The organism is Mycobacterium sp. E735 (genome assembly GCF_001666955.1).
In the GTDB taxonomy this organism is placed as follows: Bacteria; Actinomycetota; Actinomycetes; order Mycobacteriales; family Mycobacteriaceae; genus Mycobacterium.
On record NZ_LZIX01000046.1, the window covers coordinates 1 to 14,922 of the forward strand.

13 protein-coding genes and 1 pseudogene are annotated in these 14,922 nt (G+C 68.8%); 5 read left to right on the forward strand and 9 right to left on the reverse strand.

The annotated features are described in order from the left end of the window. Positions 1–10: 10 nt before the first annotated feature. The gene (locus A5704_RS03725; RefSeq protein ID WP_067757909.1) at positions 11–1,210 is read right to left on the reverse strand and encodes an NADP-dependent malic enzyme; all 1,200 of its coding nucleotides are present in this window, start codon (positions 1,208–1,210) and stop codon (positions 11–13) included. A gap of 66 nt (positions 1,211–1,276) precedes the next feature. Then, entirely contained in the window at positions 1,277–2,266 is a 990-nt protein-coding gene (locus A5704_RS03730) for a malate dehydrogenase (RefSeq protein ID WP_067757935.1), read from the reverse strand. A gap of 193 nt (positions 2,267–2,459) precedes the next feature. Here A5704_RS03730 and corA point away from each other — a divergent pair, with 193 nt between their 5' ends. Next, positions 2,460–3,563: a magnesium/cobalt transporter CorA gene (gene corA / locus A5704_RS03735; protein WP_067757938.1), complete on the forward strand. Its 1,104-nt coding sequence runs from the start codon at positions 2,460–2,462 to the stop codon at positions 3,561–3,563. Between the two features lie 54 nt (positions 3,564–3,617). On the opposite strand, the gene A5704_RS03740 is transcribed toward corA, so the two are convergent. The 6 genes from A5704_RS03740 to A5704_RS03765 all read right to left on the reverse strand — a co-directional run bounded on the left by A5704_RS03740 (position 3,618) and on the right by A5704_RS03765 (position 9,127). Continuing rightward, positions 3,618–4,211, reverse strand: a complete 594-nt coding sequence (locus A5704_RS03740) for a suppressor of fused domain protein (RefSeq protein ID WP_067887443.1) — start codon at positions 4,209–4,211, stop codon at positions 3,618–3,620. Next, positions 4,208–5,386 carry an ABC transporter ATP-binding protein gene (locus tag A5704_RS03745; protein WP_067757915.1) on the reverse strand — a complete coding sequence of 393 codons (1,179 nt, stop codon included), beginning with the start codon at positions 5,384–5,386 and terminating at the stop codon, positions 4,208–4,210. The genes A5704_RS03740 and A5704_RS03745 overlap by 4 nt, the downstream gene beginning before the upstream one ends. 4 nt (positions 5,387–5,390) lie before the next feature. Beyond that, positions 5,391–6,242: a carbohydrate ABC transporter permease gene (locus A5704_RS03750; protein WP_067784067.1), complete on the reverse strand. Its 852-nt coding sequence runs from the start codon at positions 6,240–6,242 to the stop codon at positions 5,391–5,393. Then, on the reverse strand, positions 6,232–7,053 hold the full coding sequence (locus A5704_RS03755) for a carbohydrate ABC transporter permease (protein WP_231968770.1): 822 nt from the start codon (positions 7,051–7,053) through the stop codon (positions 6,232–6,234). Before A5704_RS03755 ends, A5704_RS03750 begins: the two co-directional genes overlap by 11 nt. Positions 7,054–7,160: 107 nt before the next feature. Then, positions 7,161–8,573, reverse strand: coding sequence for an extracellular solute-binding protein (locus A5704_RS03760; RefSeq protein ID WP_067887446.1), 1,413 nt, complete (start codon positions 8,571–8,573; stop codon positions 7,161–7,163). A 26-nt stretch (positions 8,574–8,599) separates the two neighbouring features. Next, positions 8,600–9,127, reverse strand: coding sequence for a general stress protein (locus tag A5704_RS03765; RefSeq protein ID WP_067757921.1), 528 nt, complete (start codon positions 9,125–9,127; stop codon positions 8,600–8,602). A gap of 161 nt (positions 9,128–9,288) precedes the next feature. On the opposite strand from A5704_RS03765, the gene A5704_RS03770 reads away from it, so the two are divergent. From A5704_RS03770 to A5704_RS03785, 4 genes and pseudogenes are all read left to right on the forward strand, one after another. Beyond that, positions 9,289–9,906 (forward strand): DUF4190 domain-containing protein, encoded by a 618-nt coding sequence (locus tag A5704_RS03770; RefSeq protein ID WP_067757924.1) that lies wholly within the window; start codon positions 9,289–9,291, stop codon positions 9,904–9,906. A 70-nt stretch (positions 9,907–9,976) separates the two neighbouring features. Next, complete coding sequence (locus A5704_RS03775) at positions 9,977–11,284, forward strand: magnesium transporter MgtE N-terminal domain-containing protein (RefSeq protein ID WP_067757927.1); 1,308 nt, start codon at positions 9,977–9,979, stop codon at positions 11,282–11,284. Continuing rightward, on the forward strand, positions 11,281–11,823 hold the full coding sequence (locus A5704_RS03780; protein ID WP_067757930.1) for a DUF1003 domain-containing protein: 543 nt from the start codon (positions 11,281–11,283) through the stop codon (positions 11,821–11,823). The genes A5704_RS03775 and A5704_RS03780 overlap by 4 nt, the downstream gene beginning before the upstream one ends. A 105-nt stretch (positions 11,824–11,928) precedes the next feature. Further along, a pseudogene (locus A5704_RS03785) lies at positions 11,929–13,128 on the forward strand (lytic transglycosylase domain-containing protein); the annotation flags it as partial. A gap of 408 nt (positions 13,129–13,536) precedes the next feature. On the opposite strand, the gene A5704_RS03795 reads toward A5704_RS03785, so the two are convergent. Beyond that, the gene (locus A5704_RS03795; protein ID WP_156670184.1) at positions 13,537–14,709 is read right to left on the reverse strand and encodes an Mrp/NBP35 family ATP-binding protein; all 1,173 of its coding nucleotides are present in this window, start codon (positions 14,707–14,709) and stop codon (positions 13,537–13,539) included. Positions 14,710–14,922 lie beyond the last annotated feature (213 nt).

Consider the following 14,922-nt stretch of genomic DNA (forward strand, 5'->3'; position numbering starts at 1 on the left):
CAGCCGGTTCTCACCCCGCGATGTCTGCGGGATCTGCGGCCAGCGCGACCGCCGTGGCGACCGCGTGCCCGACGCGCAGGTCCAGCGGGCTGGGGACGATCCGGTCGAAAGCCAGGTCATCGCTGACGACCGAGAAGATCGCCTCGGCCGCGGCCACCATCATCTTTTCGGTGATCCTGCGCGCGCCGGCATCCAGCGCCCCCCGGAATACACCGGGGAAGGCCAGCACGTTGTTGATCTGGTTGGGGAAGTCGCTGCGCCCCGTGGCCACCACGGCGGCGTACCTGGCCGCGATCTGCGGGTGGATCTCCGGATCGGGGTTGGACAGCGCGAAGACGATAGCGCTCGGCGCCATCGTGGCGATCATCTCCTCGGGCACCACGCCCCCGGACACGCCGAGAAACACGTCGGCGCCGCGCAGGGCTTCCGCCATGCTGCCGGTGAGACCGTCCGGGTTCGTCCGCTGCGCCAGCAAGCTCTTGACGCTGTTCATGTCGTCGCGCCCGGTGTGCAGAATCCCGCGCGAGTCGAGCACGGTGATATCCGAAACACCCATCGCCAGAAGCAGATTCGTGCACGCGATGCCCGCTGCCCCGGCGCCGGAGACCACCACCCGCAACGACGTCATATCCCGACCGAGCAGCTTGGTGGCGCCCATGAGCGCCGCCAATGCGACGATCGCCGTGCCGTGCTGGTCGTCGTGCATCACCGGACAGTCCAGCGCCTCGATCACTCGCCGTTCGATCTCGAAGCAGCGTGGCGCCGAGATGTCCTCCAAGTTGACGGCGCCGAACGTGGGGCGCAGTCGCACCAGGGTTTCCACGATCTCGTCGGGATCCTTGGTGTCCAGCACGATGGGGATCGCGTTCAGCCCGCCGTAGGCCTGGAACAGGGCGCACTTGCCCTCCATCACCGGCAGCGACGCCGCGGGTCCGATGTCGCCGAGGCCCAGCACCGCGCTGCCGTCGCTGACGACGGCGACGAGCCGGCTCGCCCACGTGTACCGGGCGGCCTGGCTGGGATCGGCGGCTATCGCGCGACTGACCTGCGCCACGCCCGGGGTATAGGCGATGGACAACGCGCGCTGGGTGTCCAGCGGCGCCGTCGGGCCTACGGACAGCTTGCCGCCTACGTGTGCCTGGAAGATCTCCGCGTCGGTGATCGCGCCGTGCTCGGCGCGCGTCTGTATCGATTCAATCAACTCGGACACGCGCCCCAGGGTACTGACTACCGATTAGTAGACCTAATCCTTTCGGGACGGATTTCGGCGGTGGGATCAGATCAAACCGAGCTCGGTCACCGCGTTGCGCTCGTCGACCAGCTCGGCGGTCGACTTGTCGATGCGACCGCGGGAGAAGTCGTCGATGTCGAGCCCCTGCACGATCGACCAGTCGCCGTCCTTGGTGGTCACCGGGAACGACGAGACGATGCCTTCGGGCACGCCGTAGGAGCCGTCGGAGAAGACCGCCATCGACACCCAGTCACCCTCGGGACTGCCCAGCAGCCACGAGCGGGCGGCGTCGATGGTCGCCGACGCGGCCGAGGCGGCCGAGGAGGCGCCGCGCGCGTCGATGATCGCGGCACCGCGCTTGGCGACCGTCGGGATGAAGTCGTTCTCGATCCAGTTCTGGTCGTTGACCACCTCGGCGGCGTTCTTGCTACCGACCTCGGCGTGGAAGATGTCGGGGTACTGGGTGGCGGAGTGGTTGCCCCAGATCGTCATCTTCTTGATGTCGGTGACCTTGGCGCCGGTCTTCTTGGCCAGCTGCGAGATGGCCCGGTTGTGGTCCAGGCGGGTCAGGGCGGAGAACCGCTCCTTGGGGATGTCGGGGGCGTTGCTCAGCGCGATCAGCGCGTTGGTGTTGGCCGGGTTACCGGTCACGCCGATCCGAACGTCGTCGGCGGCGACGGAGTTCAGCGCCTTGCCCTGCGCGGTGAAGATCGCGCCGTTGGCCTCCAGCAGGTCGCTGCGCTCCATGCCCGGGCCCCGCGGCCGCGCGCCGACCAGCAGCGCCAGGTTCACACCGTCGAAGATCTTGTTCGCGTCCGCACCGATTTCGACCCCGGCCAGCAGCGGGAACGCGCAGTCGTCGAGCTCCATCACGACGCCCTCGAGCGCCTTGAGCGCCGGCTCGATCTCGAGCAGACGCAGCTCGATCGGGCGGTCGGGGCCCAGCAGCGAACCGCTCGCCAGGCGGAACAACAGGCTGTAGCCGATCTGGCCGGCGGCGCCGGTGACGGCAACCTTGAGTGGACTTGCGCTCACGTCGAAATGCTCCTTGTGGAGGTAGTCATGCTGTTCGGGTCTCGGCACGAAACTAGCGCACCGTTGCGGGCTGCCAATCTCCGGTCCAATACCCGACCGTTTTCCGCGCAAACGGATCGTCGCCCTTCGGCAAGCCGGGACGCGTACCATGGAGCACCGCCTGGTCAGACCTGCGCTGCGATCGGAGGTGGATGTGTTCCAGGGTTTTGACGCATTGCCCGAGGCGCTTCGACCGCTCGCGCAGGAACCGCGCCCCCCGCAACCCGAGCCGCAGCCGCGCTCCCCGAACGAGACGTTGGTCGACTGCGCCGTGTACGCCGACGGCCACCGGCTGCCCGGGAAATTCAGCTATGACGCCGCGCGCGACAAAGTGCGCCAGATCGAAATGCTCGGGCACGACGCGTTCGTCTGGGTCGGCCTGCGCGAGCCGGACCTCGCCGAGATGCAGGAAGTCGCGGACCTTTTCGGGATGCACCCGCTGGCCGTCGAGGACGCCGTCTGTGCGCACCAGCGGCCCAAGCTGGAGCGCTACGACGACACGGTGTTCTTCGTCCTCAAGACGGTCACCTACGTCCCGCACGAGTCGGTGGTGGCCGCCCGGCAGATCGTCGAGACCGGCGAGATCATGGTTTTCGTCGGCAAGGACTTCGTGATCACCGTGCGCCACGGGGAGCACGGCGGCCTCTCCGAGGTGCGCAAGCGGATGGACGCCGATCCCGAGCAGCTGCGGCTGGGCCCGTTCGCGGTAATGCACGCCATCGCCGACGACGTGGTGGACCACTACCTCCAGGTGAGCAGCCTGATCGAATCCGACATCGACAGCATCGAGGAGGTGGCGTTCGCGCCGGGCAGCAAGATCGACGTCGAACCGATCTATCTGCTCAAGCGCGAGGTCGTCGAACTGCGCCGCTGCGTCAGCCCGCTGTCCGTGGCATTCCACCGCATTCAGGTGGAGAACAAGGACCTAATTTCCAAAGAGGTGCGGCGTTACCTGCGAGACGTCTCCGACCATCAATCGCAGGCCGCAGACCAGATCTCGAGCTACGACGACATGCTCAACTCGCTGATCCAGGCGGCGCTGGCCCGGGTCGGGATGCAGCAGAACAACGACATGCGCAAGATGGCGGCCTGGGCCGGCATCTTGGCGGTGCCCACCATGGTCGCCGCCATCTACGGGATGAACTTCCACTTCATGCCCGAGTTGAACTGGACGTGGGGTTACCCGGGGATCATGGCCGCGATGACACTGGCCTGTCTGGCGCTGTACTTCCAGTTCCGGCGCAACAACTGGCTCTAGCCGCGTTTGCTCTGCGCTTTAAGGTGCGTTCCGGGGCGGCGAGTTCGTGACCGTTCAACGCGGTTGTGCGGCAGGGCGATTCGGGTTCAGCACGTCGACGCCGTCGTTCTGCCAGGCCTGTCGCATGGCGTCGGCGCCCTTGAGCCGCACCCAGGCCGCCTCGGTCGCCGTGATGGGCGTCGCCGAGAGGAATTGCACCGGATCGCGCGGCGGTTCCGGCGGCAGATCTTCGATGTCGCTGGGGCCCAACAACACCGCGGTGAACGGTACCCGTCCGGCGGCCCGCGCCCACAGCGGCGCGCCGAGGTCGACCAACGCGTCGGCCGTGAGCACCAGACCCTCGACGGCCGGCGTTGCGGCCAGCACCGCCAGGCTGCGGGCGATGCCGGTGACGGGTCCCGGATCACGCAGGCGCAGGACGACCTCGGCGCGGGGGCCCCGCGTCTGGTCGTCGACGAGCTGCGTGGGGTCGGTCATCGGGTAGCGCGAACAGCCCAGCGACACGTACTGCACCAACCCGTCGCCGCCGCGGAAACGCAACACCTCGATGGGTTCGGCGCCCAGGAAAGTCACGCTCGCCGAATCGGGTTCGCTGTCGGCGAAGTGGCGACGCAGGTGCGTTCGCACCTGGTCCAGAATCGGGGTCACTGCTCCTCAGAAGGCGCAACGGTGAGGTTCGCCCCCGAGCCTGCGTCGAAGACGGCCAACTTCGTGGTGTCGAACGCCAACTCGATCGACCGCCCGATCGCCGCCTTGGATTCCGCGGGAACTCTTGCCACGAACTGGTTTTCGTGCGCCTCGCCCTGGGCGGCCAGCTCGTCCAACTGCGCGGAGTGCGCCGTCCACCCCGCCGTGGAGAAGTACACGAACTTGTCGGCGCCCAACGACTCGACCAAGTCGACCTTCACCTCGAAGGTGAGCGCCCTGATCCGCTGGTATCCGTCGATCAACGCCGCGTCGTGCAGATGCTCGGGCCGCACCCCGACGATGACGTTCTCCGGCGCCGGGTGCCGCGAGATCAGCTGTTGGACTTCGGGGGCCAGCATCACTTCCCCGAACGGCAGTTTCAGCCCGATGCCGGTCAAGGTGGCCGGGAAGAAGTTCATCGCCGGTGAACCGATGAACCCCGCGACGAACAGGTTGGCCGGGTGTTCGTATAGCTCGTCCGGGGTGCCGATCTGCTGCGCGACGCCGCCGTGCATCACCACCACCCGGTCGCCCAGCGTCATCGCCTCGGTCTGATCATGGGTGACATACACGGTGGTGGTGCCCAGCCGTTTCTGCAGGCGGGCTATCTCGCCGCGCATCTGGACGCGCAGCTTGGCGTCCAGGTTCGACAGCGGCTCGTCCATCAAGAAGGCCTTGGGGTGGCGCACGATCGCCCGGCCCATCGCGACCCGCTGTCGCTGCCCGCCCGACAGTTGGGCCGGCTTACGGTCCAGCAGTTCGGTCAGGTCAAGGGTTTTGGCGGTCTCCGCCACCTTCTGGGCGATCTCCGCCTTCTTCATCTTGGCCAGCGTCAGGGGGAACGCGATGTTCTGCCGCACGGTCATGTGCGGGTACAGCGCGTACGACTGGAAGACCATCGCGATGTCGCGGTCCCTGGGCGCCTTCTCGTTCACGCGCTCGCCGCCGATGCGCAGCTCTCCGGAGGAGATGTCCTCGAGGCCGGCAATCATGTTCAGCGTCGTCGTCTTGCCGCAGCCCGAAGGTCCCACCAGGATGAGGAATTCGCCGTCGGCGATGGTGATGCTGAGGTCTTGCACCGCCACGGCGCCGTCGGGGTAGCTCTTGCTGACATGGTCCAGCACAATCTCGGCCATCGCGCTATCCCTTCACCGCGCCAGAGGTCAACCCGGCGATGATTCGTCGTTGGAAGATTAGAACAAACAGGATGATCGGGACCGTGATCACGACCGCACCGGCCGCGATCGATCCGGTCGGCTCCTCGAATTGCGAACTGCCACCGAAGTTCGCGATCGCCACCGGCGCCGTGATCGCCGCCTTGGTGGCGGTCAGCGACAGCGCCAGCAGGAGGTCGTTCCAGGCGAAGATGAACACCAGGATGGCGGCGGTCACCACCCCGGGTGCGGCCAGCGGGGCGATCACCTTGCGGAATGCCTGGGCCGGTGTGGCGCCGTCCATTTTCGCCGCCTTTTCCAGGTCCCACGGAATCTCCCGGAAGAACGCCGACAACGTGTAGATGGCAAGCGGCAGAGCGAATGTGATGTAAGGCAGGATCAGGCCCGGCCAGGTGTCGAACAACCCGACGAAGCGTTCGATGTTGAACAGCGGGGTGACCAGCGAGATGGCGGGGAACATCGTAACCAGCAGGGTCGCCCCGATCAGCACGCGCTTGCCGGGGAAGCTGAGCCGCGCGATCGCGTAGGCGGCCATCGCGCCGAGCACCACCGCGATCGCGGTGGTGGTCAAACCGATTCCGATCGAGTTCACCAACGCCGCACCGAACAAGTCGCCGCGGAAGATGCCGCGGTAGTTCTCGAACGACACCGACGACGGAAACAGCTTGCCGTCCTTGACCGTTGACGTAGGCTTGAGCGAGAGGCTGACGATCCACAACACCGGTACAAGTGCGTACACCACGACCACGGCGTCTACCACGGCCCAGACCGCCGCCCGCCGGGCGCCTCCCCGCGCCCATGCCTGGTCAGCGGCCATCGAGGTCACCACCGGGCGCGGCCGCGCCGAACACCTTGATGTAAACCAGCGCGATGATGCCCACACAGACGAAGATCAACACGCTGATCGCCGAACCCAGTCCGACATTGAATCCCTTGAACAGGTTGTCGTAGCCCAGGATTGACACCGAATCGGTGTTGTTGGCGCCGTCGGTGAGCACGTAGATGTTGTCGAAGATGCGGAAAGCGTCCAGCGTACGGAACAGCAACGCGACAATGACCGCCGGCTTGATGATGGGCAAGGTGACGCGCATCAGCCGCCGCCACGGCCCGGCGCCGTCGACTTGGGCCGCCTTGAGCAGGTCCTCGGGCACCATCGCCAGGCCGGCCAACAGCAGCAGCGACATGAACGGCGTCGTCTTCCAGACCTCGGCGAGGACGACGATGCCCAGCGACGGAATCTGCTGGGTCAACGGCGCGCTGCCGTGCGGCAACAGGTTTGCCAGGTAACCGGTGCCCGGCGTCCACGCGTAGTACCAGCTGTAGGACGCGACAACGGTGACGATGCCGTACGGGATGAGCACCGCGGTACGCACCAGGCCCTTGCCGACCAGGGTGCGATGCATCACCAACGCCAGCGCCAGCCCCAACACGAACTCGAGCGACACGGAAACCGCTGTGATGCCCAGGGTTACCGCAAGCGCGGTCCACCAATACCGGTCGGTCAGGATGGTTTGGTAGTTGCTCAAACCGACGAACGCGGTGTCGTTGGGGGTGGCGAGGTTGTTGCGCTGCAGGCTCAGCCATACCGCGTACCCGATCGGGTAGGCGGTCACCGCCAGCATCAGCATGGCCGCGGGCGCGACGAGCGCGAAGGCAAGTCGCCGCTCCGACAGCCGGTTTCGGCTCCGGGTCCGCGGGGCGACGGCGGCCTCATGCGGCTGCACGGCGGTGGCGGTCACGGTAACAGCCCCTTGCCGTCGATGGCCTTCTGCGCCTGCGCGGCGAGCTCGTCTGCCGTCCGCTCCGGGTCGATCCGGGTGACGGGGCTCAACGTGGCGGACAGCCGCAGCGACAACGCCTGATAGACCGGCGTCGCCGGCCGGACGGCGGCGTCGGTGAGCTGCCGGCGAATGACCGTGTACATCGGATACTTGGCCTGGAACTGCGGGTCGGAGTACAACGACGTCCGCACCGCGGGCAGCCCGCCTTGCATCGAAACGTACTTCTGGCTCTGCGGGCTGCGCAGGCAGCGCACCGCCTCGAATGCCTCCGCGCGGTGGCGGGTGGTGCTGGCCACCGCCAGGTTGAGCCCCCCGATCGTCACCTTGGCGGGCCGGGGCGGCGCCACGCTGGGATACGGCGCGAAACCAAAGACCTTCCGGCTGGCGTCGTAGGCGATGCGGAACTGCTCGTCGCTGGGCACGAACATCCCGACGTCGTTGATGCTGCCGGCCAGCGCCGGATCGGCATTCAGCGGCAGGAAGGGGACACCGCCCTTCACCGCGTTTTCCAGCATGGAGGCCAGCACGTAGGGCCAGTTGACCTCCAGTGCGGCCTTGCCCTGCTCGACCGCGAGCCGCGCCGTGCCCTCGTCGGTCCGGGTGATCGAGGGATCGGCGCCGGGGGCGGTGGCCACCGCCCTCAGGATGCGCAACGCGTTGACTGTCGCGACCCGGTGCGCGGGGGTGTCGGTCAAGGTGACCTGGCGGCCGTCCTCGGAGAGCACCTGACCGCCGCCGCTGACCAGCAGCGTGTTGAACCACACCACCAGACCCTCGCCCTCGTTCGCCTGCACCGCTATCCAGGCGGGCTGACCCTCGGCGTGCAGCCGTGCGGCCTCGGCCACCATCGCATCCCAGTCTGGCGGCGGTTGGTGCACCAAATCTGGCCGGTACCAGAGTAATTCGGTATTGGTGGCGACGGGCGCGGCATACAGCCGGTGCTTCCAACGCGCCGTCGCCAACGGACCCGGCAAGGTGTCAGCGCCGGCGTCGGCGTCGGCCCGCCCCGCGGGATCGTCCGACAGCGGCAGCGCCCAACCCGCCTCGGCGAACTCCGCGGTCCACACCACGTCCAGCGCCATCACATCCAGGCCGCGGTCGTGAGCGCTGAGCCGCCGCGCCAGCTGCACCCGCTGCTCGCCCGGCCCCCTGGGCAGGCTCACGTGCTGGATGGCGAACCGGCCTGCCAGTTGCTTGGTGCACTCCTGGGCGACGGCGGTGAAGGCGGCCGAATCGGTGGCCGGCGTGAAAAACGTGATCACCACCCCGGTGCCGGAGTTCCCGCACGCCGGCACCGCCGCGGTGAGGGTGAGCGTCGCCAACGCGATGGCGGCCGCCCGTCGCAGGCGCCGACGACGATTCACCACTGGATTCACACCTCTCGCGCGCGGCCTCAAATCGCCAAGCGCGCCAACAGGTCCCGCGCCTTCTCCGCGTTCTGCGGATCGCAGAGCACGTCGTAGCGGCCGGCCACCAATTGCATCGTCGAGCTGAAATCCCTTGTGCCGCGGGCCATCGCGTACGGCACGGCGGAGGTGATCAGCCCGAAGAAGACCCCGGCGACCAGACCCGTGGCCAGCGCCGCCCACGGATTCGGGCTGAAGAAGCCGAGCACCAACCCGATGAACAAACCCAGCCAGGCGCCGCTCAGCACACCACCGCCGAGGACCTTGGGCCACGTCAGCCTGCCGGTGACGCGTTCGACCTGCATCAGGTCGACGCCGACGATGATCACCTGCTGAACCGGGAACTGCTGCTCGGAGAGATAGTCGACGGCGCGCTGCGCCTCGGCGTAGGTGGGATACGACCCGACCGGCCAACCCTTGGGCGGCGTCGGTAGTCCGGGGACGCCGCGGCGGCCCGCCGCCGCGCCCGGGGGGGTGGCGCCGGGAACTTGACCGGGCTGGAAAGGACTAGTCATTGGTGCTCATTCTCCTCCGCCACGGCCAACGGCACATCTCGGGCCCTTTTAGCCTATCCAGCGACCGCTCGCCAACCTGCGAAAACAGGTCGCCCCCGGCCCGGCGGCCGGCGGCGATTCGCGCCCGATTCGCCGATTTCGCATCGGCTAGGTTGAACAGCATGACAGCGCCCGGCGATGGCTTCGGCGAACGCTCCCACGACGACCAGGCCAAACCGTTCCCCGCCGGCGGCGACGCCCCGGACGCGCCGCAGCCGCCGTGGGAACCGCCGCCATCGGGGGCGGCGCCCGAATATCCGCCGCCGGCATACCCGCCGCCGGGCTATCCCACCGAATACCACCCCGGTTACGCGGCCCAATACCCGCCGCCTCCGGGCTATGGGCCGCCGCCCGGATATGACCAACCGTCCGGTTATGGCGCGCCGCCGTACCAAGCCGGGCCGGCCCAATTCGGTGGGCCGCCCGGAGGCTACGGACCGCCGCCCTACCCGGGCGGCTATTACCCGGCCCCGGACTACCTCGGCGGCTACGGGTCACCGAGCGGACTGAAACCGGGGACGAACAAGCTCGCCATCGCGTCGCTCATCTCGTCGTTCACCGGCGTGTTCTGTTGCTGCGTCGGCTCGATCGTGGCCATCGTGCTGGGCGTGGTCGCGATGAACGAAATCAAGCGCACCCAGCAAGACGGCTACGGCCTCGCGGTTGCCGGCATCGTCATCGGCATCGCGACCTTGGTGGTGAGCCTGATCGTCTTCATGTTCGCGCTGCACTCGCGTTAGCAGCTTTGCCGTAGCCGATCCACCACCGCCGCCATCCACCGCGTCGACGGCGGCTGCCTAGGCTTTCCCCATGGCATCGGTCAACAGGGTTTACATCGCCCGGCTCTCGCGGATGTTGGTGCTGGGTCCGCTCGGCGAATCCTTCGGCCGGATCCGCGATGTCGTGATCGGCATCAGCATCGTGCGTCAGCAACCCCGCGTCCTGGGTCTGGTCGTCGACCTGGCGACGCGGCGCAGCATCTTCATCCCGATGCTCCGGGTCGCCGCGATCGAGCCGGAGGCCGTCACCCTGAACACCGGGAGCGTCTCCCTGCGCCACTTCGAGCAGCGCCCGGGCGAGGTGCTGGCGATCGGCCAGGTGCTCGACACCCAGGTGAAGGTCAACGATCCCGCGCTTCCGGAGCTGGCCGGCCTGGACGTCGTCATCACGGACCTGGGCATCGAACAGACGCGGACCCGCGACTGGATGGTGAGCCGGGTCGCCGTCCGCAGCCAGCGGCGGCTCGGCCGGCGTGGCCCCGTGCACGTCGTGGATTGGTACCACGTGCAGGGCCTGAGCCCGTCGGCGCTGGCGCTGCCGGGCCAGGGGGTGGCGCAGCTGCTGAGCCAGTTCGAGGGCTGGAAGGCGGTGGACGTCGCCGACGCCATCCGCGGCCTGCCGCCCAAGCGGCGCTACGAGGTGCTCAAAGCGCTCGACGACGACCGGCTGGCGGACGTCCTGCAGGAACTGCCCGAGCTGGACCAGGCCGACGTGCTGTCCGAGCTGGGCACCGAACGCTCCGCCGACGTCCTCGAGGAGATGGACCCCGACGACGCCGCCGACCTGCTCGGCGTGCTCAATCCGACGGACGCCGAGATGCTGCTGACGCGGATGGACCCCGACGATTCGGCCCCGGTGCGCCGGCTGCTGGCGCACTCGCCGGACACGGCGGGCGGCCTGATGACCTCCGATCCGGTGGTGTTGACGCCCGACACGTCGGTCGCCGAGGCGTTGGCCCGGGTCCGCGATCCGGACCTCACCCCGGCCCTGTCGTCCATGGTGTTCGTGGTGCGGCCGCCCACGGCCACCCCCACCGGCCGCTACTTGGGCTGCGTGCAGCTGCAGCGGCTGCTTCGCGAACCGCCGGCCGAGCTGGTCGGCGGGATCGTCGACAACGACCTGCTCACCCTGACCCCGGAGACGCCGCTGGGGGCGGTGACGCGCTACCTGGCGGCGTACAACCTGGTGTGCGGGCCGGTACTCGATGATCAGAACCATCTGTTGGGCGCGGTGACGGTGGACGATCTGCTCGATCACCTGTTGCCGCACGACTGGCGCGTGGATGTGCAGGCGCTCGACGCCGCCGGCCGGCTGGAAGAACTGGGAGGATCCGCGTGAGCAAGTCCTCGGCCCCGCGCCGGCTCTACACCCCGCGGACGTCGCGCAGGTACTCGCCACGCCTGGACCCCGAGGCCGTCGGCCAGATCACCGAGTCCATCGCCCGTTTCTTCGGCACCGGCCGCTACCTGCTGGTGCAGACGATCATCGTGTTCGCGTGGATCGCGGTGAACCTGTTCGCCGTGGGGCTGCGCTGGGACCCCTATCCGTTCATCTTGCTCAACCTGGCCTTCTCCACGCAGGCCGCCTACGCGGCGCCGCTGATTCTGCTCGCCCAGAATCGTCAGGAAAACCGGGACCGCGTCGCGCTCGAACAGGACCGCCACCGCGCCTCCCAGACCAAAGCCGACACCGAGTTCCTGGCGCGCGAGCTCGCGGCGGTCCGGCTCGCGGTCGGCGAGGTCGTGACCCGCGAGTATCTGCGCCACGAGCTCGAGGATCTGCGCTCGCTGCTGGCCGGTTTGGACCCCGAATCCGAGGACTACGGGGCGGCGCCGGGCGGTGACGGCGCGGAGCGCGCGACTAAGAAATCGGGTTGAGAACCAGTTCCGACCATTGCGCCACTCTGGTCACAAGAGTTATGTATGGTGATCTAGTTCACGGCTGAGAAGCAGTTGACCAGCTCACATACCTAGGACGGTCGAGTGCGCATTGGGGGACGCCGGGGTCCACGCCCGGCCGCCGCGGCGGAGCGGCAACGGGCTCTTCAGGTGACGCGCACGCGCGCCTTCGGCGTAGCCACTATCACTCCCCTGGTTTTCGCGGGCGCCGTAAGCGGTGCCGCGCCCTCGCTCCCCGAGAAGCTCCCCCCGGTGCACGCGAACGTGGCGCCGGTGGCCGCCGTCTCCCCCGCCTTCCCCGACCTCTCGGGGCCGGCCGTCGTGTCCATCGACCGCTCGCCGAACGCGTTCCACGTCGCCGAGCCGGCCTTGTCGGCTCCCCCGAAGCCGATGATCGTCAATGCGCCGGGCGCGCTTGGCATTCCGAGCATCGCGCTCGCGGCCTATCGCAACGCCGAACAGAAGATGGCCGTGGCCGCGCCGGGCTGCGGGGTCAGCTGGAACCTGCTGGCCGGCATCGGGCGCATCGAGTCGGGCCATGCGGGCGGAGGAGCGGTTGATGCCCGCGGCACCGCGGTCGTCCCGATCTATGGACCGGCGCTGGACGGCACGCTGCCCGGCAACGAGATCATCCTCCAGAGCAGCACCGGCAATCGCCCCACCTACGCCCGCGCGATGGGGCCGATGCAGTTCCTGCCCGGCACCTGGGCGCGCTACGCGTCCGACGGTAAAGGCGACGGCGTTGCCGATCCGCAGAACCTGTTCGACTCCACGCTGGCCGCGGCCCGGTACCTGTGCAGCGGCGGCCTCAACCTCCGCGACCCGTCGCAGGTGATGGCCGCGATCCTGCGCTACAACAACTCGATGGCGTACGCGCAGAACGTGCTCGGGTGGGCCTCGGCGTACGCCACCGGCGTGGTTCCGGTCGACCTGCCTCCGATGACGGGCCCGCCGCCTCCGCTCGCCGACGCGCACCTGGAGCATGCGGAGGGACTCGGCCCCAACCTGCCGATGAACATCAACGGTCTGCCGTCGGACGACCCCCTGGCGCGCATGCCGCTGATCGACCTCACCTCGCCGCAGAGCCCCGGTCAGCAGCCGATGTTCCCGTGGATGGCCCCGACCCCACAGCAGGCCCCGTCGCGCCTGTCCGGCTGCACCGTCATCTGCGTCGGCCCCCAGAGCCCGCCGCCGAACGCCGCCCCGCCATGGGGTCAGCCGCTCGTCGCACCGCCCGCGCCACCGATGGGCGCCCCGCCGCTGGGCGCGCCACCCGCCCCGCCGCTCGGCCCGGAGCGGCTTCCCGGTGCGATCCGCTGGACGTCGACCGCGCTGCGGCAGGCCCGCGACTACCTGAGTGGGGTGACCACCCAGCTGCGCGAAGACCTGGGGCCCGAGTTCGACGACCTGCGCGTCCCGCTGAGCGAATTGCAGAAGCTGCGGGGGATGACGCCCCGCGCCGCGCTGACCAAGCACCTGCTGGACGGCGACGATTCGTTCCTCACCGGCAACTTCGACCGACCGGCCACCGGGGCGGTCACGCCGGCAGCCCCGCCCCAGCCGACAGCCGAGCAACACCTTTCCGGGCCGACCCCGTTCGACGCCGACGCGACCTGAGCGTCTGCGCCGAGACTGTAATCCGGCAGAAGGTGCTCGGCGTGCCGTCGCCCTGGGTTCAGTGTCGACGACGGGTTAGCGTCGCGTCGGGTCCAGTCCCAGCGACACGCCCGCCAATCCGCGCCGGCGTGCCGACAGCTTGTCGGCCACGCTGCGCAGTTCCTTGCCGGCGGGGGAGTCGGGGGCGCTCAGCACGATCGGGGTGCCGGAATCGCCGGCGGCCACCAGGGCGGGGTCCAACGGGATCTGGCCGAGCAGCGGCACGTCGGCGCCGACGGCGCGGGACAACCGCTCGGCCACCTGCCGGCCGCCGCCCTCGCCGAACACCTGCAACGTCGAACCGTCGGGCAGCGTGAGACCGGACATGTTCTCCACCACGCCGGCGAGGCGTTGCCGGGTTTGCATCGCGATGCTGCCCGCCCGCTCGGCGACCTCGGCCGCGGCCAGCTGCGGCGTTGTCACCACCATCAGCTCGGCGCTCGGGATCAGCTGGGCCACCGAGATGGCGATGTCGCCGGTGCCCGGCGGCAGGTCCAGTAAGAGCACGTCCAGGTCGCCCCAATAGACGTCGGCCAGGAACTGCTGCAGCGCACGGTGCAGCATCGGCCCGCGCCACACCACCGGTGTGTTGCCCTCGGTGAACTGGGCGATCGAGATGACCTTCACCTCGTGGGCGATGGGCGGCAGGATCATCGACTCGACCTGGGTGGGCCGGTCGGTGGTACCCATCATCCGCGGGATGGAGTGGCCGTGGATATCGGCGTCCAGCACGCCGACGGACAGTCCGCGCGCGGCCATCGCGGCGGCCAGGTTGACGGTGACGGTGGACTTGCCCACCCCGCCCTTCCCCGACGCGACCGCGTAGACCCGGGTCAGCGAGTTCGGCTGGGCGAACGGGATGACGGGCTCGCGGGCATCGCCCCGTAACTGCTTGCGCAGTTCGGTGCGCTGCTCGTCGTTCATCACGTCCAGGGTGACCTTCACGGCCCCCGTGCCCGGAACATCGGAGACGGCCTGGGTGACCCGCTCGCTGATTTCGGTCTTCTTCGGGCAGGCGGCGGTGGTCAGGTAGATCGCGACGTGCACGCCGCCGTCGGGCTCGGTGTCAATGCTCTTGACCATTCCGAGTTCGGTGATCGGACGCCGCAACTCGGGGTCGATCACCTTCCCCAGTGCGGTGCGGATTGCTGCGCTCAGGTCGGCAGTGTCATGAGGGGACATCACCGCCGAGTGTAGGCGCGCTACCAGACGGGCCGGTCAACCGCCCGCGACGGGACCCGGCGGCTTCGGCGTCACCGCGTTCGGCGGGCCGGCCGGTTTGGGTGCAGGCGACGCGGGGGCCGGAGGCGCGGGTGGTGCGGCCGGCGGCGGGGCCGCCTGGGGGGCCGGGGTCCACGCCCGGCCGCCGCGGCGGAGCGGCAACGGGCTCTTCAGGTGACGCGCACGCGCGCCTTCGGCGTA

Excerpts from the sequence above, each read along its gene's own strand:
- A5704_RS03775 (WP_067757927.1), top strand. The coding sequence starts at position 9,977 with ATGGCATCGGTCAACAGGGTTTACATCGCCCGGCTCTCGCGGATGTTG.
- A5704_RS03765 (WP_067757921.1), bottom strand. The coding sequence starts at position 9,127 with ATGACTAGTCCTTTCCAGCCCGGTCAAGTTCCCGGCGCCACCCCCCCG.
- A5704_RS03770 (WP_067757924.1), top strand. The coding sequence starts at position 9,289 with ATGACAGCGCCCGGCGATGGCTTCGGCGAACGCTCCCACGACGACCAG.
- A5704_RS03745 (WP_067757915.1), bottom strand. The coding sequence starts at position 5,386 with ATGGCCGAGATTGTGCTGGACCATGTCAGCAAGAGCTACCCCGACGGC.
- A5704_RS03755 (WP_231968770.1), bottom strand. The coding sequence starts at position 7,053 with ATGCTGATGCTGGCGGTGACCGCCTACCCGATCGGGTACGCGGTATGG.
- A5704_RS03750 (WP_067784067.1), bottom strand. The coding sequence starts at position 6,242 with ATGGCCGCTGACCAGGCATGGGCGCGGGGAGGCGCCCGGCGGGCGGCG.